General features: G+C 62.0%; 19 protein-coding genes. 4 read left to right on the plus strand and 15 right to left on the minus strand.

Features of this window, described 5'->3' with window-relative positions:
- The first annotated feature begins 40 nt into the window (after positions 1–40).
- The 3 genes from zwf to edd all read left to right on the plus strand — a co-directional run bounded on the left by zwf (position 41) and on the right by edd (position 4,124).
- The gene (zwf, locus tag AC1DOG_RS07550) at positions 41–1,516 is read left to right on the plus strand and encodes a glucose-6-phosphate dehydrogenase (protein WP_047508339.1); all 1,476 of its coding nucleotides are present in this window, start codon (positions 41–43) and stop codon (positions 1,514–1,516) included.
- Between the two features lie 11 nt (positions 1,517–1,527).
- The gene (pgl, locus tag AC1DOG_RS07555) at positions 1,528–2,226 is read left to right on the plus strand and encodes a 6-phosphogluconolactonase (protein WP_477927264.1); all 699 of its coding nucleotides are present in this window, start codon (positions 1,528–1,530) and stop codon (positions 2,224–2,226) included.
- A gap of 77 nt (positions 2,227–2,303) precedes the next feature.
- Positions 2,304–4,124: a phosphogluconate dehydratase gene (edd, locus tag AC1DOG_RS07560; protein ID WP_477927265.1), complete on the plus strand. Its 1,821-nt coding sequence runs from the start codon at positions 2,304–2,306 to the stop codon at positions 4,122–4,124.
- An 83-nt stretch (positions 4,125–4,207) separates the two neighbouring features.
- Here the strand turns inward: edd and AC1DOG_RS07565 are convergent, their stop codons facing one another.
- The 6 genes from AC1DOG_RS07565 to AC1DOG_RS07590 all read right to left on the minus strand — a co-directional run bounded on the left by AC1DOG_RS07565 (position 4,208) and on the right by AC1DOG_RS07590 (position 11,239).
- Positions 4,208–4,561 carry a hypothetical protein gene (locus AC1DOG_RS07565; protein ID WP_112429000.1) on the minus strand — a complete coding sequence of 118 codons (354 nt, stop codon included), beginning with the start codon at positions 4,559–4,561 and terminating at the stop codon, positions 4,208–4,210.
- A gap of 173 nt (positions 4,562–4,734) precedes the next feature.
- Complete coding sequence (locus tag AC1DOG_RS07570; RefSeq protein ID WP_477927266.1) at positions 4,735–5,826, minus strand: ABC transporter ATP-binding protein; 1,092 nt, start codon at positions 5,824–5,826, stop codon at positions 4,735–4,737.
- Positions 5,827–5,850: 24 nt separating this feature from the next.
- Positions 5,851–7,503 carry a beta-galactosidase BglA gene (bglA, locus tag AC1DOG_RS07575; RefSeq protein WP_477927267.1) on the minus strand — a complete coding sequence of 551 codons (1,653 nt, stop codon included), beginning with the start codon at positions 7,501–7,503 and terminating at the stop codon, positions 5,851–5,853.
- A 37-nt stretch (positions 7,504–7,540) separates the two neighbouring features.
- The gene (locus AC1DOG_RS07580) at positions 7,541–8,704 is read right to left on the minus strand and encodes an ABC transporter permease subunit (protein WP_477927268.1); all 1,164 of its coding nucleotides are present in this window, start codon (positions 8,702–8,704) and stop codon (positions 7,541–7,543) included.
- Between the two features lies 1 nt (position 8,705).
- Positions 8,706–9,719, minus strand: coding sequence for a carbohydrate ABC transporter permease (locus AC1DOG_RS07585; protein WP_477927269.1), 1,014 nt, complete (start codon positions 9,717–9,719; stop codon positions 8,706–8,708).
- Positions 9,720–9,877: 158 nt separating this feature from the next.
- Positions 9,878–11,239 (minus strand): ABC transporter substrate-binding protein, encoded by a 1,362-nt coding sequence (locus AC1DOG_RS07590; protein ID WP_477927270.1) that lies wholly within the window; start codon positions 11,237–11,239, stop codon positions 9,878–9,880.
- Positions 11,240–11,511: 272 nt separating this feature from the next.
- Here AC1DOG_RS07590 and AC1DOG_RS07595 point away from each other — a divergent pair, with 272 nt between their 5' ends.
- Positions 11,512–12,534 (plus strand): LacI family DNA-binding transcriptional regulator, encoded by a 1,023-nt coding sequence (locus tag AC1DOG_RS07595; RefSeq protein ID WP_477927271.1) that lies wholly within the window; start codon positions 11,512–11,514, stop codon positions 12,532–12,534.
- An 11-nt stretch (positions 12,535–12,545) separates the two neighbouring features.
- On the opposite strand, the gene folD is transcribed toward AC1DOG_RS07595, so the two are convergent.
- From folD to flhA, 9 genes are all read right to left on the minus strand, one after another.
- Positions 12,546–13,445, minus strand: coding sequence for a bifunctional methylenetetrahydrofolate dehydrogenase/methenyltetrahydrofolate cyclohydrolase FolD (folD, locus tag AC1DOG_RS07600; RefSeq protein ID WP_477927272.1), 900 nt, complete (start codon positions 13,443–13,445; stop codon positions 12,546–12,548).
- 122 nt (positions 13,446–13,567) lie between these two features.
- Entirely contained in the window at positions 13,568–15,391 is a 1,824-nt protein-coding gene (locus AC1DOG_RS07605; protein ID WP_477927273.1) for a GumC domain-containing protein, read from the minus strand.
- Between the two features lie 95 nt (positions 15,392–15,486).
- Positions 15,487–16,299 (minus strand): WecB/TagA/CpsF family glycosyltransferase, encoded by an 813-nt coding sequence (locus AC1DOG_RS07610; RefSeq protein WP_477927274.1) that lies wholly within the window; start codon positions 16,297–16,299, stop codon positions 15,487–15,489.
- Between the two features lie 249 nt (positions 16,300–16,548).
- A complete protein-coding gene (locus tag AC1DOG_RS07615) occupies positions 16,549–17,082 on the minus strand; it encodes a hypothetical protein (RefSeq protein WP_477927275.1) in 534 nt (177 codons plus the stop codon).
- Positions 17,082–17,447, minus strand: a complete 366-nt coding sequence (locus AC1DOG_RS07620; protein WP_018898457.1) for a hypothetical protein — start codon at positions 17,445–17,447, stop codon at positions 17,082–17,084. The genes AC1DOG_RS07615 and AC1DOG_RS07620 overlap by 1 nt, the downstream gene beginning before the upstream one ends.
- A gap of 17 nt (positions 17,448–17,464) precedes the next feature.
- Positions 17,465–18,031, minus strand: coding sequence for a rod-binding protein (locus AC1DOG_RS07625; protein WP_113196458.1), 567 nt, complete (start codon positions 18,029–18,031; stop codon positions 17,465–17,467).
- Positions 18,032–18,063: 32 nt separating this feature from the next.
- On the minus strand, positions 18,064–18,477 hold the full coding sequence (locus AC1DOG_RS07630; RefSeq protein WP_289728680.1) for a hypothetical protein: 414 nt from the start codon (positions 18,475–18,477) through the stop codon (positions 18,064–18,066).
- A gap of 4 nt (positions 18,478–18,481) precedes the next feature.
- Positions 18,482–19,234: a flagellar biosynthetic protein FliR gene (gene fliR, locus AC1DOG_RS07635; RefSeq protein WP_113009936.1), complete on the minus strand. Its 753-nt coding sequence runs from the start codon at positions 19,232–19,234 to the stop codon at positions 18,482–18,484.
- Positions 19,231–21,318 carry a flagellar biosynthesis protein FlhA gene (gene flhA / locus AC1DOG_RS07640; protein ID WP_477927276.1) on the minus strand — a complete coding sequence of 696 codons (2,088 nt, stop codon included), beginning with the start codon at positions 21,316–21,318 and terminating at the stop codon, positions 19,231–19,233. The genes fliR and flhA overlap by 4 nt, the downstream gene beginning before the upstream one ends.
- Between the last annotated feature and the right edge of the window lie 25 nt (positions 21,319–21,343).

Genomic DNA, 21,343 nt, shown 5'->3' on the forward strand with positions numbered 1-21,343 from the left:
TTAAAGAGGCCATGAACCAGTCTGATTGAGAGATAGCCTCATGAGCAGCCAAATCATTCCCGTTGAACCTTTCGATTACGTCGTCTTTGGCGGCAGTGGCGACCTTGCCGAGCGCAAGTTGCTGCCGGCCCTCTACCATCGTCAGATCGAAGGCCAGTTCTCCGAGCCGACCCGCATCATCGGCGCTTCCAGAAGCGCGCTGACCCACGAAGAATACCGCAAATTCGCGCAGGACGCTCTCAAGGAGCACCTGAAGAAGGGCGAGTACGACGAGGCGGAGGTCGCCAAGTTCTGCGAACGCCTTTACTATGTGCCGGTCGATGCCCGCTCCGACGCCGGTTGGGACCAACTGAAGAAGCTGCTCGACGAGGGCAAGGACCGCGTGCGCGCCTTCTATCTCGCCGTCGCACCCGGCATCTTCGGCGACATCTCGCAGAAGATCCACGATCACAAGCTGATCACCAAGACCACCCGCATCGTCGTCGAAAAGCCGATCGGTCGCGACCTGGACTCGGCCCTGCAGCTCAACGACACGATCGGCAAGGTCTTCAAGGAAGAGCAGATCTTCCGTATCGACCACTACCTCGGCAAGGAAACCGTGCAGAACCTGATGGCGCTGCGCTTTGCCAACGCGCTCTATGAGCCGCTCTGGAATGCACAGCATATCGACCACGTGCAGATCACCGTTGCCGAATCCGTCGGCCTCGAAGGTCGTGCCGGCTACTACGACACCGCCGGCGCGCTGCGCGACATGGTGCAGAACCACATCATGCAGCTCGTCTGCCTGGTTGCCATGGAAGTCCCGTCCTCGATGGATTCCGAAGCGGTTCGCGACGAGAAGCTGAAAGTGCTGCGCGCGCTGAAGCCGATCGACGCGTCCAATGTCGAGCAGACCACCGTGCGCGGCCAGTATCGCGCCGGCGCTTCGGCCGGCGGCCCGGTCAAGGGTTACCTAGAAGAGCTCGAAGGCGGCGTGTCCAACACCGAAACCTTCGTCGCCATCAAGGCCGAGATCAACAATTGGCGCTGGGCTGGCGTTCCCTTCTACATCCGCACCGGCAAGCGTCTTGCCGGCCGCATGTCGGAGATTGTCATCACCTTCAAGTCGATCCCGCACTCGGTCTTCGACCAGTCGGCTGGCCGCATCAACCAGAACCAGCTGATCATCCGCCTGCAGCCCGACGAAGGCGTCAAGCAGTCGCTGATGATCAAGGATCCGGGCCCAGGCGGCATGCGCCTGCGCAACGTTTCGCTCGACATGAGCTTCGCCGATTCCTTCCAGGTTCGTAACCCCGACGCCTACGAGCGCCTGCTGATGGACGTCATCCGTTCGAACCAGACTCTGTTCATGCGCCGCGACGAAGTCGAGGCGGCGTGGCAGTGGGTCGACCCGATCCTCAAGGGTTGGGAATCTACCGGCCAGAAGGTTCAGGGCTACACGGCCGGCACCTGGGGCCCGAGCCAGTCGATCGCGCTCATCGAGCGTGACGGCCGCACCTGGCACGACAACCTCTAAGGATCGAGAGAATGGCAGCGACCATGCACAATTTTGCCAACGCCGCCGAACTGGCGCGCAACCTTGCCGACAAGGTCGCTGCATCGCTTTCGACGGCCATCGCCAAGAAGGGAACGGCGGAAATCGCCGTTTCCGGCGGCTCCACGCCGAAGGCATTCTTCCAGGAACTGTCGACGCGCGATCTCGACTGGACGAAGGTGGTCATCACCCTCGTCGACGAGCGTTTCGTGCCCGCCGACAATCCGCGCTCGAACCATCTGCTCGTGATCAGCAATCTCCTGCAGAACAAGGCGAAGGCGGCAAAGTTCCAGCCGCTCTACCAGCCGGCGGCAACGGTCGAGGAAGCAGCAAAGCTTTCGACTGCGGCCACGGCTTCGATCGGCAATCCGTTCGATGTCGTCATTCTCGGCATGGGCGGCGACGGCCACACGGCATCGTTCTTCCCTGGCGGCAGCAATCTTGCGGTCGCTCTTGATCCGAAGACGCCGCGCGGCATCATCACCATGGACGCTGACGGCGCAGGCGAACCACGCCTGACCTTCACCTTCTCCAGCCTGCAGGATGCAGGGCTGCTCGTTCTTCACATCGAAGGCGACGGCAAGAAGGACGTTCTGGCAAAGGCCGAGGGTGCCGGCGACGAGGCGGAGATGCCGATCCGGGCTATCCTTCGCCGCGCCGCGACGCCCGTCGACATCTACTGGGCTCCGTAAGCCGACGGCCTTAATGGCCAACACGGCGTAAAGCCGCGAACAGACAATCGAATACCAGCAAACGACAAGGATCTCCCATGTCCGCTCATTCGCGCGTTGCCGCCATCACCAACCGTATCGTCGAACGGTCGAAACCGTCGCGAGAACTCTATCTTGAGCGCTTGCGAAACGCGGTGGGCAAGAGCGTGGTTCGCTCCACGCTCGGCTGCGCGAACCTGGCACACGGCTTCGCAGTCTGTTCCCCCGCCGAGAAGGATGCACTGGCCGGCGACCGTGTTTCCAATCTCGGCATCATCACTTCCTACAACGACATGCTCTCGGCGCATCAGCCCTTCGAGACCTATCCCGCGATCATTCGCGAGGCGGCCGCGGAAGCCGGCGGCATCGCGCAGGTGGCGGGCGCTGTTCCGGCCATGTGCGATGGCGTGACCCAGGGCCAGCCGGGCATGGAGCTCTCGCTCTTCTCGCGCGACCTGATCGCCATGGCTGCCGGTATCGGCCTGTCGCACAACATGTTCGACGCGGCCCTCTATCTCGGCGTCTGCGACAAGATCGTGCCGGGCCTGACGATCGCCGCGCTGACCTTCGGCCATCTGCCGTCGATCTTCGTACCGGCGGGACCGATGACCTCGGGCCTGCCGAACGACGAGAAGTCGCGCGTGCGCCAGCTTTACGCCGAGGGCAAGGTCGGCCGCGCCGAGCTGCTCGAAGCCGAGTCGAAGTCCTATCACGGACCGGGCACCTGCACCTTCTACGGCACGGCCAACTCGAACCAGATGCTGATGGAAATCATGGGCTTCCATATGCCCGGCTCCTCCTTCATCAATCCGGGCACGCCGCTTCGCGAAGCATTCACCCGCGAGGCGACCAAGCGGGCGCTGGCGATCACGGCGCAGGGCAACGAGTTCACGCCGGCGGGCGAGATGATCGACGAGCGCTCGATCGTCAACGGCGTCGTCGGCCTGCACGCCACCGGCGGCTCGACCAACCACACGCTGCACCTCGTGGCCATGGCGCGCGCCGCTGGCATCGAGCTGACCTGGCAGGATATTGCCGAGCTCTCCGAAGTGGTGCCGCTGCTTGCCCGCGTCTACCCGAACGGACTTGCCGACGTGAACCATTTCCACGCGGCCGGCGGCATGGGCTTCCTGATCAAGGAACTGTTGAAGCACGGCCTGGTGCACGACGACGTGCGCACCGTGTTCGGCCACGGCCTGCAGGCCTACACAATCGATCCGCGCCTTGGTGAGGATGGAAACATCGTGCGCGAACCTTCCCCGGAAAAGAGCGTCGATCCGAAGGTGCTCGCCAACATCGAGACGCCGTTCCAGGCCAATGGTGGCCTGAAGATGCTGCGCGGCAATCTCGGCAAGGGCGTGATCAAGATTTCGGCGGTGAAGGCCGACCGCCACGTCATCGAGGCGCCGGCGATCGTCTTCCACAGCCAGCAGGAGCTTCAGGACGCCTTCAAGGACGGCAAGCTCAACCGCGACTTCATCGCCGTCGTCCGCTTCCAGGGACCGAAGGCCAACGGCATGCCAGAGCTGCACAAGCTGACGCCGCCGCTCGGCGTGCTGCAGGACCGCGGCTTCCGCGTGGCGCTTCTCACCGACGGGCGCATGTCCGGCGCGTCGGGCAAGGTTCCGGCAGCGATCCATGTGACGCCGGAGGCCGTCGACGGCGGACCGATCGCGCGCATCATGGACGGCGATATCATCCGTCTCGATGCGATCGCGGGAACGCTCGAGGTGCTTGTGGACGCTGCCACCATGGCCGATCGCAAGCCTGTCGTGGCCGATCTCTCCGATAACGAGTTCGGCATGGGCCGCGAGCTGTTCGCCCCCTTCCGCCGCGCCGTCGGCGCATCCGACAAGGGCGCCAGCGTGCTGTTCCACTAAGCCGCAGCGATTTACCGCTATAAACGACAAGGCCCGCGAGACGATCTCGCGGGCCTTGTCGTTTCAGACTTAGAAATCAGCGATCAGCCGCGGATATCCAGAACGCGGTCGCGGTGAGCCGGATGGCTGCTGTAGACGAAGATCTTGTTCAGTTCCTTGTCGGTCAGCATGCGCAGGAAGCGGACTTCCACGGTGTTGTTGGGATTAACACGGGTCAGCATGCAGCCGATCTTGGTGATGCGGGCATCGGGAAGATCGAGATAGAACTGACGCGGGAGATTGAACTGCGTCAGGATCGCAAGGACCGCGCTGCTCTTGGAAATGCGGATGATGTCGCAACGACGCGAGGCCATGTTCATGACGCCCTTCTCGGTATATTCGAGACGCGCGGCGTTCATCGTGTCCTCCATCTTGAACCGCACTTCGCGGTCGTACATGAAGGATTCTTCCTTGTTTAGAAAATGGCCTGATGACTGGGGGCTCGGTGTCGCCACTGTCGTAATCCTCTAAGTATGTAATGAGGAAAGACTACCAAGCGATCTTTAACAGAAGGTTCGAACAGCATAGCGCCGGGCCGCATTATTCACACGGCCCGGGAGCGATTTACAACTTACTTGCGATAGGTGCGGCCTTCCGCATCGAAGAGGTGCAGTTTCGAGCGTTCGGCCGAGAAATGCATCTTCTGGCCGCGCTTCACATCATAGATGCCGGGCAGCTTGACGATGATCGGCTCGTTCTGAACGAGGCCCTCGATATAGAGCAGCGTCACCTCGCCGAGCGCTTCGACGATCGAGACTTCACCTTCGAAGAGGTAGTCGTCGGTTGGGCCGGCGACGCGCAGGTCTTCGGGGCGAACGCCGAAGCTGGCGGTCTTGCCCTTTTCGGACGCAGCGGTCGGGATATCGAGCGCGACAGACTTGCCGCCCGTCAGCGTCACCGTGGTCGTGTTGCCGGCTTCCGTGACGGTGGCGGGGATAACGTTCATTGCGGGCGAGCCGATGAACTTGGCGACGAAGAGATTGGCAGGACGCTCATAGAGCTCCAGCGGCGCGCCGACCTGTTCGATATTGCCGGCGGACAGCACCACGATGCGATCGGCCAGCGTCATCGCCTCGACCTGGTCGTGGGTGACATAGATCATGGTCGTGTCGGCCATCTGCTCGTTGAGGCGGGCGATCTCGATGCGGGTGGCGACGCGCAGTGCCGCGTCGAGGTTCGACAACGGCTCGTCGAAGAGGAAGACCTTCGGGTTGCGGCAGATGGCGCGACCGATGGCGACGCGCTGGCGCTGGCCGCCCGAGAGCGCCTTGGGCAGGCGATCGAGATAGGCGGTCAACTGAAGGCTTTCGGCCGCCGCGCGCACGCGACGATCGATTTCCTGCTTGTTCTCGCCGGCGATCTTCATCCCGAAGGCCATGTTGTCGTAGACGGTCATATGCGGGTAGAGCGCATAGGACTGGAACACCATGGCGATGCCGCGCTTGGAAGGCGGAACGTCGTTGACCAGCTGGCCGTCGATATACATGTCGCCGCCGGTGATGTTCTCCAGGCCGGCGATCATGCGCAGCAGGGTGGACTTGCCGCAGCCCGACGGACCGACGAACACAACGAATTCGCCCTCCTTGATATCAAGATCGATGCCATGGAGCACGTCCACGGCACCGTAGGATTTGCGAATGTCCTTGAGTGTCAGTCCAGTCATCGAGTTCTCCTCCTCCAGAAGTCTCTAGGCGAGCCGAGCGAAATACGCGCCCCAGGCGGGTATATCGATCTTGTCGCCATAGTTATTGCTGACGAAACCATGGCCCGTCAACGCCTGCCAGTTGCCTTCAGGTAGAGCAACCAAGGCTTCGGTCGCGCTCATGTTGAAAACGCAGAGCAGCTTTTCGTTGCCGTATTCGCGCTGGAAGACCAGCATGTCGCCCTGCGGCTCCATGAACTTGATCTCGCCCTTGGCGAAGGCCGGATACTGCTTGCGGAAGGCGATGAAGCGGCGATAGTGCTCCAGCACCGAGGTCTCGTCGCCCTGCTGAACGCTGACGGCGCGCAGGATATGTTCGACGGGAACCGGCAGCCACGGCTTGACGGTCGAGAAGCCACCCTGGGCGACCTGGCTGTCCCAGACCATTGGCGTGCGGCAGCCATCGCGGCCCTTGAACTCCGGCCAGAACTGGATGCCGTAGGGGTCCTGCAGGTCCTCGTAGGCAAGGTCAGCTTCCGTCAGGCCGAGCTCCTCGCCCTGATAGAGGCAGACGGAACCGCGCATGGTCATCAGCATCGCCGCATATTGCTTGGCGAAGGCGTCGCGATCGGCAACGAGCGAGCCCCAGCGGGTCACATGGCGCACGACATCGTGGTTGGAGAGCGCCCAGCAGGCCCAGCCATCGGGGGCGGCGGCGGCGAAATCGTTCATCACGTCTTCGATGCGCTCGGGCGACAGCGGATCCGGCGACAGGAACTCGAAGGCGTAGCACATGTGCATCTTGTCATCGCCCGACGTGTATTCGCCGACGATCTCGAGACCGCGCTGGCTATCGCCGACTTCGCCGACAGCGGCGATATCCTGAAACTCCTCTAGCACAGCGCGGAAGCGCTTCAGGAAGGCGATATTCTCCGGGCGGTTCTTGTCGTAGATGTGTTCCTGGAAATTGTAGGGGTTCACAGCCGGCGCCGTCGAGGCGTTACGCCGCTCGGGCGCCAAGGCCGGGTTGTCGCGCAATTCCTTGTCGTGGAAATAGAAGTTGATGGTGTCGAGGCGGAAGCCGTCGACGCCGCGCTTCAGCCAGAAGCGGACGACATCGAGCAGACGGTTCTGAACCTCAGGGTTATGCAGGTTGAGATCCGGCTGTGAGGTCAGGAAGTTGTGCATGTAATATTGCATGCGGGTCGGATCCCACGCCCAGGCGGAGCCGCCGAAGATCGACAGCCAGTTGTTGGGCGGGGTGCCATCGGGCTTCGAGTCGCTCCAGACGTACCAGTCGGCCTTGGCGTTGGTGCGGCTGGAACGGCTTTCGACGAACCAGGGATGCTGATCCGACGAGTGCGAGATGACGAGATCGATCATCACGCGGATGCCGAGGCGGTGGGCTTCGGCGATCAGGGAATCGAAATCAACCAGCGTGCCGAAGATCGAGTCGACGTTCTCGTAGTCGGAGACGTCATAGCCGAAATCGCGCATCGGCGAGGTGAAGAAGGGTGAAATCCAGATGGCGTCGGCGCCAAGGGCGGCCACATGCGGCAATCTCGCGGTGATGCCCTTGAGATCGCCGATGCCGTCGCCGTTGCTGTCCTGGTAGGAGCGCGGATAGATCTGGTAGATCACCGCGCCGCGCCACCAGTCCTTGTCCGCCGTCAGGTTGGATTGAGATGCCATGCTCATATGTGGTCCTGTTGGATATTGCCTTGTTAGGAAATGACTAGCCGCCCTTGACCGAACCCGAGAGCAGACCACGCACGAGATAGCGCTGCAATGCGAAGAAGACGAGCAGCGGTACTATAATCGTGATGAAGGCCGAGGCCGTCAGGATTTCCCAGTTGCCGCCGCGCGAGCCGAGCAGCGCGTTGAGCGCACCCGTCAGCACGAGGTGATCCCTGTCGGTGCCGAGGAAGACCATGGCGACGAGCAGATCGTTCCAGACCCAGAGGAACTGGAAGATCGAGAAGGAGGCGAGTGCCGGGAAGGACAAGGGCAAAACGATGCGGGTGAAGATCTCGAAATCGCTGGCGCCATCGACGCGGGCGGATTCGATGATCTCCTTGGGCAGACCCGCGATGTAGGATCGCAGGAGATAGATGGCGAGCGGCATGCCGAAGGCGGTGTGCGCCAACCAGATGCCGGGATAGGTCTTGGACGGCGTATCGAGCAGCATGCCGACCTGATTGTAGAGCCTCAGAAGCGGGATCAGCGACATCTGCAGCGGCACGACGATGAGGCCGACGACCAGCGCGATCAGGAGCGCGCGGCCAGGGAATTCCATCCAGCTCAGCGCGTATGCTGCGAAGGCGGCGATCAGGATCGGGATGATCGTGGCCGGGATCGTGACCGTCAGCGAGTTGATGAAGGACTGGCCGATCCCCTCGCCCGTCAGCACCGTGCGGTAGTTCTGCAGCGTGAACTCCGGCGGCGTGGCGACCGAGACATAGACACGGCGGCCGCCGTCATCCGGGCCGAAGGCGGCGTTCTTGGCGTAGCGGTAGGTGCCGTCTTCGTTGACGGTGAGCGAGAGGCCATCGCCGAGATCGGCGGTCTCGCCGGCCTTGTAGGCCGATGGTTGGGCGACGCGGGTGCCGAAGGCATTGATCGAGCGCCCCTCCTGGCCCTCCAGCACATTGCCTGAGATGACGTAAGCGGGGCCATCCTGCTTCTGCTGGTCGACTTGGCCGAGACGGGCGGCGACGGTGCGCGACGAGCCGGAGAAGGCCGTCCACCAGCCGGAGACGACGATCTGATCCTTGTCGCGCAGCGCGCTGACGAAGATGCCGAGCGTCGGGATCAGCCAGATGATGACGATCAGGAGAACGGCTGCGTGGACGAACAGGCGGGCCGGGCCGATCTTCAAGAAATCGCGGGTCAGGGTCATCTCACTTGCCTCCCATTTCGCGATTGGCGCGGCGGACGTTCCACACCATGATCGGCGTGACGGCCAGCATGATGATCAGCGCGATGACCGCACTTCGGCCGCTGTCGCCGCCGCCCCGGAACATCCAGTTGAACATGAGATTGGCAAGGACCATCGTGTCCCACTGACCGTTGGTCATGGTGAGCACGATATCGAAGACCTTCAGCACGAGGATGGTGATGGTGGTCCAGACGACGGCGATCGTGCCCCAGACCTGCGGAACCATGATGCGCCAGAAGATCTGCCAGCCATTGGCGCCATCGATGACGGCCGCCTCGATGGTCTCTTCCGGAATGCCGCGCAGCGCCGCCGATAGGATGACCATGGCAAAGCCGGTCTGGATCCAGATGAGGATGATCATCAGGAAAAAGCTGTTCCAGAAAGGCACCGAGATCCGCACCTGCGGCGTGCCGCCGAAGAGCTGGACGATGGCGTTGAGCAAGCCGATCTGCGTGGCGTTGCCGCCGCGATATTCGTAGATGAACTTCCAGATGACGGAGGCGCCGACGAAGGAGATCGCCATCGGCATGAAGACGATGCTTTTCGCGATATTTCCCCACCAGATGCGGTCGGTCATGACGGCGATGACGAGGCCGAAGAAGGTGCAGGCGGCGGGTACGACGGCGAGCCAGAGGATGTTGTTGAAGATCGACTGGCGGAACTCGCGGTCACCGAGGGCCCACTGGTAATTGCTGAAGCCGACGAACTCAGCCCCGGAGCGATCGTAGAAGGACAGGATCACGGTCGCGACCACGGGATAGACGAGATAGACGACCAGCAGGAAGAGCGCCGGGAACAGGAACAGCCACGGCCTTATGACAGAGCGGCGGTTGAGGTTCTGCGAGGCGGCGCGAATGTCGCCGTCCCTCACCGGAAGCGCCATGTCCAGGAGCTTGTTCGAGAAATAGAAATAGGCCGCGCATGCGAATACGGCGACGACCACGACCCCCAAAGCGGAAACCAGCTGCGATAGCATTCATCCCTCCCCTGATGCCTACGTCTTTTTGAAATCACGCCGCCCAATGGCCGCTTGCATCGGACGCAAGAGGCGGCGATGGCCGGCGCTTGTGACGGCGTCCGGCCAGGCATTTTCATCCATGCCGCCTAATCAGGCGGCATGGAGCTCAGGCGATGTTACTTGATGCCGTCCCAGGCGCTCTGGATTTCCTTGGCGGTATCCTGAGCGGACTTGCCGCCGACGAAATCAACCATGCCGGTCCAGAAAGCGCCGGCGCCGATCTTGCCGGGCATCAGGTCGGAACCGTCGAAGCGGAACGTCGTTGCCGTGGTCAGGATTTCGCCTTCGCGCTTCATCTGCTCGTTGGCATAGGCGGCCGTGTTGACGCCCTTGTACGGAGTCAGGAAGCTCGACTGCGCCATCCAGACTTCATGCGCGATCGGCGTCTTCAGGAATTCCACGAAGGCGCGAGCGGGCTTGGAGTCCTTGGCGATGGTGACCAGCGTGCCGGCGCCCAGAACCGGCTTGCCGAGTTCGGGATGCGAGGCAAAGGTCGGCATGTAGAAGAAGTCCGCATCCTGGCCCATCTTCGTGCCTTCAGGGAAGAAGGACGGGATGAAGGACGCCTGGTGGTGCATGTAGCACTTCGGCGGCACGGCGAAGAGGCCCTTCGGGCTGTCGCGGAAGTCGGTCGAGGCCACGGCCTTCACGCCACCATCGACATAAGCCTCGTTCTTGGCGAACTTGCCGAACTCGTCGATGACCGAAACGACTGCGGGATCATCGAACTTCAGTTCGTTGGTGGTCCACTTGTCGTAGGCTTCCGGCGGCTGCATGCGCAGCATCAGGTCTTCGATCCAGTCGGTTGCCGGCCAGCCGGTGGCACCGCCGGAACCGAGACCGATGCACCACGGAACGCCGCCGTCCTTGACGATCTGCTCGGACAGAGCCTGCAGCTCTTCCATCGTGGTCGGGACCTTGTAACCCGCTTCCTTGAAGTTTTCAGGCACGTACCAGACCAGCGACTTCACGTCGGCCTTGTAGGGGAAAGCGAAGAAGGCGTCCTTGCCGTCCTTGCCCTTGTAGGTGCCGTAGCCGACCCAGCTGTCGCCGGCGCCGTAATTGTCCTTGATCCACTTGGAATTCTCATCGCCGAGCGGCGCCAGGAAGCCCTTGCTGGCGAGATCGGCGAGAAGGCCCGGCTGCGGCAGGATCGCGATATTCGGCGGCGAACCGGCCTGGGTATCGATGACGATCTGCTGCTCGTAGTTTTCCGAGGACGAATACTTGGCGTCGATGCCGGTCGCCTCGGTGAAGTAGGCGAGAATGCTGCGGAATAGCGTCTCGTCCTCGCCGCGCCACGGCCCGAAGATCGTCAGCTCCTGGCCCTTCAGGTCGGCACTGGCCGCCTTGAAGTCATCGTAGCTCTTCCAGTTGAACTTGGCGTCCTCGCCCGGCGCGAATTTCAGATCGGCCGCCGACGCGCCGCCGGCCAGAAGCGCTGCCACGGCAACGCCCATCAAAAATGACTTTTTCATGTGATCAACCTCCCATCACAATCCCAATCACGCCCTGCAACCGAAATTCCAAAGCGCTTTGACAACGAACTCATTTCACTTTCGGCATAAAAGAGTCAAGGCAATTCGCAAAACCCAGCTTTGGGCCCTGCGATATCGCAATGCAGCAACGCCTATGGGGCAATATGGAGCGATTTTTCTTGAGTCAAGCTGCGCAGCTGCTACATTGCTAAAAGCGCTTTGGATGCCATTTGGGAGACATGACCTCCAAGGCGTTGGAGGAAGTTTAACACGTGAATCTGAAACAGCTATCGGAAATGCTGGGCCTGTCCCAGACGACGGTGAGCCGTGCGCTGAACGGCTATCCCGAGGTCAACGAGGCGACACGAGAGCGCGTGCTGCGCGCCGTGCAGGAAACCGGCTATCGTCCCAACAAGGCGGCCCAACGGCTGGCGACCGGCAAGGCGGGCTCGATCGGCCTCGTCATGCCCACCGCGCCCGGGCATTATTCCGACGTGCATTTCGGCGAATTCCTGACCGGGCTTGGCGAGGAAGCGGTAAGGCACGACTTTCATTTCGTGATCATGCCGGCCGATCCCGACGACGAGGTGGGCGCGCTGAGGCGGCTCGCGATCAGCGGCAATGTCGATGCGCTGTTCGTCGCCTATATGCGCGGGCACGACCCCCGGCTGCCGCTCCTGAAATCGCTTTCCATGCCGTTTCTCGTGCATGGCCGCTCGTTTGGGATCGAGCCGGATTACCCCTATCTCGACATCGACAATGAGGGCGCCTTCTACGATGCGACGCGGCTGTTGCTGCAGCTCGGGCATACCCGCTTCTGCCTGCTGAACGGGCCGGAGCATCTGGATTTCGCGATCCGGCGCAAGAAGGGCGTGGTCTCTGCGCTCGCCGAGCGCGGACTGGAGCTGCCCGAAAACTGCACCAGCCACATGTCGATGACCGACGAGCACGGACAATTCGCGATGGAGCGCTTTCTGCAGCTATCGGAGCCACCGACGCCCATTCTCTGTTCCAGCACGGTGCTGGCGCTCGGCGCCATCCGCGCGGTGACGCAAGCGGGGCTGAAGCTTGGCGAGGATATTTCGCTGATCGCCCATGACGACGTGCTGCCGCATCTGAAGCCGGAGAATTTCTCCGTGCCGCTGACGACGACGCGCTCGTCGCTGCGCGCGGCGGGTGTCCGGATCGCCGAGCGGCTGATCGGGACCGTCAAGCAGGACGGCCCCTTCCCCGAACAGGAATTGTGGAAGACGGAGCTGATCGTGCGGGCATCGACGGGCGCCGCGCCGCGCTAGGTCTATCCGGATCAGAACTTCGGCGGTGTCTGGCCGGCGGCGCGATGCGCCGCAATCACAGTATTGGCCATCAGCATGGCGATGGTCATCGGGCCGACGCCACCCGGGACCGGGGTGATGACATCCGCGACTGCGGCGGCCTCTGCGAAGGCGACATCGCCGACGAGGCGCGTCTTGCCCTCACCCTTTTCTGGCGCTGCGATGCGGTTGATGCCGACGTCGATGACGGTCGCGCCGCGCTTGACCCAATCGGCCTTGACCATCTCTGGACGGCCGACGGCGGCAACGAGGATGTCGGCGTTGCGGCAAACGGCAGGGAGATCCTTGGTTCTCGAATGGGCGATGGTGACCGTGGCGTTGGCGTTGAGCAGAAGCTGCGCCATCGGCTTGCCGAACAGATTGGAACGGCCGACGACGACGGCGTTGAGGCCGGAGAGATCCTCGCCGTGGGTGCGGCGCACGAAGACCATGGCGCCCGCCGGCGTGCAGGAAACGAGGCCGGTCTCGAGATCGCCGACCGCCAGCTTGCCGGCGTTGACGACGTGAAGACCGTCGACATCCTTTTCGGGCAAGATCGACTGGATGATCGGCTCGGAATTCAGGTGCCTGGGCAGCGGCAGCTGCACGAGGATGCCGTGGATCGTGTCGTCAGCGTTCAGCGAGGCTACCAGCGCGGTCAGTTCTTCCTGCGTCGTCTCGACCGGCAGCGTGTGCTGCACGGATTTGAAGCCGCATTCCTTGGCCATCTTGCTCTTGGAGCCTACGTAAGCGTGGCTTGCCGGATCGTCGCCGACGATGATGACCGCGAGACCGGCCTGAACGCCGCTCTGCTTGTCCAACGCCGCAGTCGCCGCCTTCACCGTGTCGATGACCGAAGCTGCAACCTGTTTGCCGTCGATTACTGTCGCCAAGACCGTCTCCCTGCCATTACCCGCCATTCTAGTCGGCGGCATCAGACACAATTTGCCTGTCCACGCCCTATCCTGCCTGAAACGAGAAATGCAAGAACAATCATGCCGCAGGTGGGCGACGATCAGGCCGTCGCCGCGTAGGAGCGCAGGCGATCGCGCATGGCGGCGATCTCGGCGCGCAGCGTTTCGACCTCGTCGGGAGTGCCTTCTGCCAAGGGCTCCGGCGCGGGTACTCGCGGGATATCGACCAATGGTTCGATCACGGCAACGGGCTCGACATGCGCGATGGCATTGCCCGAATCCACGCGTCTGCGGAAACCGGCAAGGCCGAAGGCAAGACCGGCGAGCGCGCCGAGCGCTGGGGCGAGCCACGGGCTGCGGCCCGGCTCGATGGCCGTGACCACGGGCGCCTTGATGACCTGCACATGCGCGCCATCCGTGTCGATCGCGCCGGTGCTGAGCTGATCTTCGAGACGCTGGCGCGCGACCGCGGATTTTTCACGCAGTTCCGTCAGCTTGGCAAGATCGACGCCGGTGTCGCGGCTTTGCGCGATCAGCGTGTTGCGCTGGTCGCCAAGCTGCCTGCCGGCGGCGACCGTTGATTTGACTTCGTCGGCGGCATCGCGCGACAGCCTGCCGAGTTCCTGGCCGATACTGGCGCGCAGGCCATCGACTTCGGCCTGCTGGGCGATCAGACGCGGATGCCGGGGGCCTAGGCTGGCGGCAAGCTGCGCGAGCGTCGATTTGGCGACGGCATAGCGGCCGCGGCGATCGTCCAGCGCTGGCGAGGTGATGTCTGCGGCGAGCGCGCCGGTCAGCGCATCGTCTGCGGTCGCAGTCTTCAACAGGTCGGCGCGCGTCTTTGCGGTCATGACCTTCTGCTGTGCGTCCTTCAAGGTCTCGTTGGCTTGCACCAGCTGCTGCTGCAGTCTGGTTGCGACCTCGACATTGCCTTCGCCGTTCTGCTTGGTGAATGCCTCAAGCTCGGCGTCGGCGACCGCGCTTGCCTTTTTCACCGCGCCGTCGTTGACGCTTGCGGCCGACACCGGATGGGCGACGGTCGAGACGAGATAGGATGCGATGCGCGCGGATTTTGCCGCACTTGCCGTCGTGACGCTGAAGCCGACCGTTCCCGATTTCGGATCGGCGGATGCGCGAATGGCGGCGGCGAGAGACGCTTCGGCGCGCGAGACGGGATCGGCGGCGGCACCGCTCGCGGAGAGGAGATCGACCACGACATTGAACGCGCTGCCGCTGGCGCCGGCGAACTCAACGTCGCGGTCGAGCTGCAACTTGGCGACGGCCATGGCGATGGTTTTCTGCGAGATCAGTGCATCATGCGCGGCGCTGACCAGCGCCCGATGATCCTTGGCCGGGCCTTCGACGCCGAGCAGGCTCTGCGCCCGAAAGCCGGATGGCTCGCTCGGGATCAGCGTTCCGCCAAGCGCGCCCAATGCGCACAGTGCGCCGGCTGCGATCAGCGAGCGGCCGCTGCGCGGGGATGCCAGCGGTGGATGCTCGACGGGCGGATGCGATGTGGATTCGACGTGGAATTCCTGTGCGGCCAGATCGTCGATCAGGTCGTCCATCGCTGCGTCATCCATCGCCGTTGCGTCGACGGCAGCGCCGACGAAGGCGGTACTCGGAGCAGCATCATCGATAGATGGCTTTGGCGCCGTGGCGGCGTCGTTGGCGGCCTCGAGCCTTTTGCCGAGAATGGTTTCGATGCGGCTGACGAGAGGTGCGGTGGTGTCTTGCGGCGCGGGTTGCTCAAGTTCCGGCATTCGCTGCGCCTGGAGAGCGCGTTCGATGACCCGCAGGAGCTCGGCTTCCGGCACGGCCATTTCGTCCTGATAGTGGCCGCTGGAAAAGCCGTTCGAGCCGGCTTCATCCTTCGGCTGGGATGACCATGAGTGGGTGGGACGTCTCGAATGATTTTCGCGCATCACCAAGTCTCGTGCATGGAACGATCGAACCAATCGCAGTCGCGTGTGGTTAATCGAGCCTAAACAGGCTTGGCAAACAAAAGGTTAATTTTCGCTCAATCTCGACGTGTATCGCCGATTTCCGAGCGCTTCATGATCACCTTGCGGCGGCTGAAGCGGTCCTTGGCGACGTGATAGAGAAAGACCGGGATGCCCAACGCGTAGCGGCGCCAGAGACGGCCGGGTTCCTGAACGAGCCGATAGGCCCATTCCAGGCGCATCGAGCGCACCAGCTTGGGCGCGCGCGGCACCGAGCCGGAGACGAAATCGAACAGGGCGCCAACGGTCAGCACCAGGCGCGCGTGATCGGCGCGAATGTGCTTGTGCGCCCACTTTTCCTGCAGGGGCGTGCCCATGCCGACGATGATGATGTCGAGATCCTGTGCCGCGATCTCGGCGATCACGGCCGAGGGGTCATTCTTGTCGAAGAAGCCGTCGGAGATGACGACGAATTCATGCCAGGGCGCATGCCGGCGGAAATTGGACGCGGCGCGCTCGACCACGGCACGTGTGCCACCGATCAAGCCGATGCGGCGGGGCTGTTCCATGAAGGTCAGCAGCGCGGGCACGAAATCGGTGCCGTTCAGATTGGCCGGGAAAGGCGATCCGTGGGCGATCTGCGAGGCGATGTTGAGGCCGATGCCATCGGGCAGGACGAGGTTCTGCGAGAGAATGTCGCGATACTCTTCATCGCGCAGCGCCAAGAGCATGTTGTGCGCGTTGACGAAGGAGATCGACGTCTGGCCGACGGGCATGGACAGGAGCTCGTTGATGAAGACGAGCGCGTCATCCCAGCCGAGATCGCAGACGGGCAGATCGAAAATGGCGCGACGAGAGGCGAGGACCGCGAAATTCGCGATCAGATTCATACCCGCTTCCTGACGATAATGCTTCATGGCTCGGAGATCCCGGTAACACTGAGGTCTGCCTGGGATCAGGCGCCGGCTTCCAAATCTGGAATGCGGCGCGCATGTCGGCCCATCACGGGACGGTATAACAGGGCTCCCTCAAACAACCTTTAGGAAAACCCGTCGACTTTGCGTAGCGATATCAGGGATTTGTTAACCATCGCGGATGGCTGGTCGCGGTGATAAGGCCACCGCGACGATAAGCAGGCGTCAACCGCCGGCGGCCGGGTCCTTGACGGGCTCTGGCGGCACGACGTTGACAGGCTTGCCGGTTTTCTTCGGCTGCCCGGAGGCGTTGGCGGCGACCTCTTCCTTGGAGAGATAGTCGAGCTGCTCCAGCAGCACCTGGTCGATGTACTCGCCGCCCAGATGCGTGTTGAGGTCTTTCTTGATCATGTCGCGGAAGGCATTCGGATCGAATGCCTTCATATTCGAAATATCGACCATCTTGTTGCCGACAAGCAGCGAGAAGAGTTCGTCGGTGGTCATCTCGGTCAGCGGCAGGGTCGCGCCCTTGAGCATTTCCTTCTTGACCATGAAGGATATCTTCCCGAGGAAATAACCGCTGACGGCGCCATCGTGGACCACAGGGATGGTGATGGACTCGCCCTTAACAAGCTCGACAAGGCTCTGCTTCGACTGATCGGGGGCCGGCGCCGGCGCGGTTGCCAGATGCACCGACATATAGACCGCCGCCAGCGTGATCACGCAGACCCAGACGCCTGTAAGAACGAGTTTAATCATCAGTGTTCACGCGCCAGGAACTGTTCCTGGGAATAGGTGCCGTCGGCATCCGCATCCTGAACCGCGTTCTTCAGGAGATCGGCAACCGTGCGCACGGCTTCGAGGTGAGCCTCGACGCGGCGGGCGTTGAGCGCCAGCTTTTCCTTCAGGCCATGCAGCTGCTCAAGGTGGGAGGCGGCGAGTTCCTTGGGATCCGTATCGCTGAAAAGCATAGACAGCTCATAGAGGCAGCGGCTCTTGTGGGCATTCGACACCTTGAGATCGAACTGCGGGTCGCTGCCGATACGCGTGTTCTCGTTGTCGATGATCATTTCCAGGCGTCCAAGAACCGATTTGATACGGTATTCGTTCGAGATTATTTCCATTGTTCTCCTCGATTCCCTTAGGCGTCGTTTGCGGACTTGTTGTCCGTCGATGTCACGCCAAACGTCTGGCGCTGTATTTCATTGATCATGCTGACCGCGGCATTGCGGTCATCCTTGTCGGTAGTGGCGTTGACGACCCTACCTTCCTGTTTCTTCAAGGCATCGTGATAGAGCTGCTTGGCAACGCCGATGCCATCGCCCTTGGCGATGGTGTTGCCGAGCTGTTCGGCCATCATGCCCTTCCAGATGTCGCCCGTGGCGCCCTTGCCGTAGACGTCTTCGCTCTCGTTGGGCAGCATGTTCTTGATGAAGTTCTGCAGCACCATCGCTTCGAACTTGCGATAGGTCTCGGGAACTTCTTCCGTCTTGCCGGTGCGATTCTGGACGTCGCTGAGGCCTGCCTTGTTGGAGGCGCGGTCGAGAATATCCACCGCCGAGGTGAAGCCCTTGCCCGCTTCGGCAAGGCTATTGGCCGCGAATGCTGCCTGGTTTGCCTTCAGTTTCTCCTGAGCAGCCTGAACCTCCATGGGGTCGGCCGCCTTGACAACATCCAGCACCAGATCACTCGGAGGTGAAATAGCCACGTCATAATCCTCTTGATTTCAGATCGAGGCGATTATGATTTTTGAAGCTTGCTGGAGGCTGGTGTACCGTATTTTTGATCGATGATATCATAGACCGCGTTGTCATCGGCCTCGCGGCGCTCGTCTTCGAGCGCTTCACGCATGCCGTCTTCCAGCCGGTCTCCCTTGGCGCGCTCTTGCTGAACGCGCATCTGGTGAACCTCCTGCATGCCGTTCAACTGCTTATCCTTGATGCCAAGCCGGTTGAAACGATCGGCATAGCCTTGCGAGAAGGCGTGATGCACAGGATCCATAGAGCCAAGCGCATGGATCACGCTGTCCATCTCTTCGCTGACCTCGGCGCGCTGGCGCGTCGTTTCGGCGAGATCGAATTCCGCCATCTGTTCGAGATGCCGCTGGACGGCGACGAGGCGTTTGAGCTTGTCCGAGCGCGTCCTTTCCGCCATCCGCCTACTGCCCCATGAAGACGGCGGTGAAGGACTGGCCGAACTGGCTGATCATCGCCGCGACGGCGAAATAGAACAGGAAGAGGCCGCCGAACAGCAGGTAAGGCGTGGAGATGAAGTAAACAGGGATCTGCGGCGCCAGCTTGTTGATGAAGCCGATCGCGACGTTGAACAGCAGGCCGTAGATCAGGAACGGGCTCGCGAGCCGCAACATGATGAATGTGGTCGTCGACAGCGTGTCGGTGAACGAGATCAGCGTGGCGCGCATCTGCATGGCGCCGCCGAACGGCATCGACGTGTAGGAATCGATAAGCGCCCTGAAGACGATGTGATGGAAGTCCATCATGAAGAGAATCATCATGCCGGCGAAGATGATGAAGCCCGAAATGGCGCTTTCCTGGCCTTCTTCGAAGATATCGGCGGCGCTCGGCTGGGTGTAACCGATCATCATGGCGGCGATGTTGGCGGCGAACTGGAGGCCCAGCGTATAGAGACGGGCCAGCATGCCGAACATCACGCCGATCAGCGATTCGCTGAAGATGAAGCCGATATAGGTGGCGTTCGAGGTGCGCACGGCCGGATAGACCGTGTCCCAGAGCACCGGCATGATCGCCAGCGACAGCGCGCCGGCGATGAAGACCCGCAAGATCGAAGGGATACGCGCCGAGGAAAAACCCGGCATTGTCAGCACACAGCCACCGATCCTGCAGAAGATCAGAAAGAGCGCCAACACGGTCCCTTGCGGGTCAGTTATCATGAAATAGAGCCTAGAATCTTTATCTCGATGCCCTTTGCCAGTTCCACATGCGAGAGAACCGGGAGCGTGGCGAACAGGCGTTCGATGATCATGCGCACATAGGACCGTGTTTCCGGCGAGGTGACAAGGGCGAAAGGCAGGCCGCGATCCATGAATTCACGGATAACTTTGCTCGCCTGCTCGCTGAACTCTTCTAGCATGCGCGGATCGATGTCGAATTCGACGACTTCGCCCTTATTGTCACGCTTCAGCGCCTGGTGGAAAGCGAGGTCCCACTTGCTGCCGAGGCGGAGCACGCGAAGCACGCCGTTGTCGGCAAGGTCGCCGCAGAGCTGCTGCGCCATGCGCACGCGGACATGTTCGACGATCTGCTCGGTCTTGCGGACATGCGGGGCCAGTTCGGCCACGGCTTCGAGAATGAGATGCAGGTTACGGATCGAGACGCGCTCGGCAAGCAGCAACTTCAGCACGGCCTGCAGACCCGAATAGGACATGTGCGAGGAGCAGATCTCGTCGGCGAGCTTCTTGTACTCGGGATCGAGACGATCGATCAGAACCTTGAGGTCCTTATACGAGAGAAGTGCCGGCAGGTTGTTGCGGATGACTTCGCTCATGTGCGTCAGGACGACCGAGACGTTGTCGATCGGCTGGAAGCCTTCGCGCTTCAGATCCTCCGTGAAGGCCTCAAGCACCGAGACGGCAGGCATGCCGAAAGCGGGTTCGCGGATCTCGTCGCCCGGCACGCGCGGTTTGCGGCCGGAGCCGGTCACGACCAGCACTTCGCCGACGCGCAGCTCGTTGGAGGCGACCGTCGTGCCGTGGATACGGATCTGGTAGGACTTCTCGGTGATGGCGATATCGTCCGTGACCTTGATTTCCGGAACGACGAAGCCGTACTGGGTCGCGAACTTCTTGCGCATCTTGCCGACGCGGAAGGCGAGTTCCTGGTGGGCACCGAGAAGGCGAGAGGAGACCATCTTGCCGAGTGCGAGCTCGATTTCCGAGGTGCGCAGCACGGACTTGACCGAATCCTTCTCCAGTTCCTTGTTCTCGACGACCTTCTTTTCTTCCTGCTCGCGCAGGATCTTGTTTTCCGCATCGATCTGGCGCGGGATGAACCAGGCGCCGAAGGCAAGAACGCCACCGAGGAACATGAACGGAATGAGCGGCAGGCCAGGCATGAGGCCGAGAACGATCATCAGCACGGCGGAGACCGACAGCGCGCGCGGATAGCCGCTCAGCTGATCGACGACGGCCTTGTCGGTCGAGCCGACCGTGCCGCCGCGCGAAACGAGAAGGCCGGCGGCCAGCGAGATGATGAGGGCCGGCATCTGCGAGACCAGGCCGTCGCCCACGGAAAGCTTGACGAAGACGTCGGCCGCTTCGCCGATCGGCATGCCGTGGCGGAAGTAGCCGATGATGATGCCGCCGAAGACGTTGATGGCGGTGATCAGGAGGCCGGCGATGGCGTCGCCGCGCACGAACTTGGACGCACCGTCCATGGCACCGAAGAAGGAGCTTTCCTCTTCCAGTTCCTTACGCCGGCGCTGCGCCTCGCGCTCGTCGATGATACCCGCCGACAGGTCGGCGTCGATCGACATCTGCTTGCCGGGGATGGCGTCGAGGGTGAAGCGGGCGCCGACTTCCGCGATACGGGTGGCGCCCTTGGTGATGACGATGAAGTTGATGGTGATCAGGATCAGGAAGACGATCAGACCGATCACGAAGTCGCCCGACATCACGAGGCTGGCGAAGCCGGCGATGACGCCGCCCGCCGCATCGTGGCCTTCGTTGCCGTGCGAGAGAATGACGCGGGTCGTCGCGATGTTCAGCGATAGACGCGTCATCGTGGCGATCAGCAGAATGGTCGGGAAGGACGAGAATTCGAGCGGCTTCTGGATCCACAGCGCCACCATCAGGATCAGCACGGACAGCGCGATCGAGAACGCCAAGCCCATATCGATGAGGAACGGCGGGATCGGCAGGAAGAGTACGCAGATGATGACGACGATGCCAAGGGCAAAGCCAACGTCACGCAGGCTGGGGCCGGCTTTCGGAAGGGGGAGTGCGGGTGGTTGCGCCATATCGATTCCGTCTCGTCATGAGATG

The organism is Rhizobium sp. 01N48 (assembly GCF_056399145.1).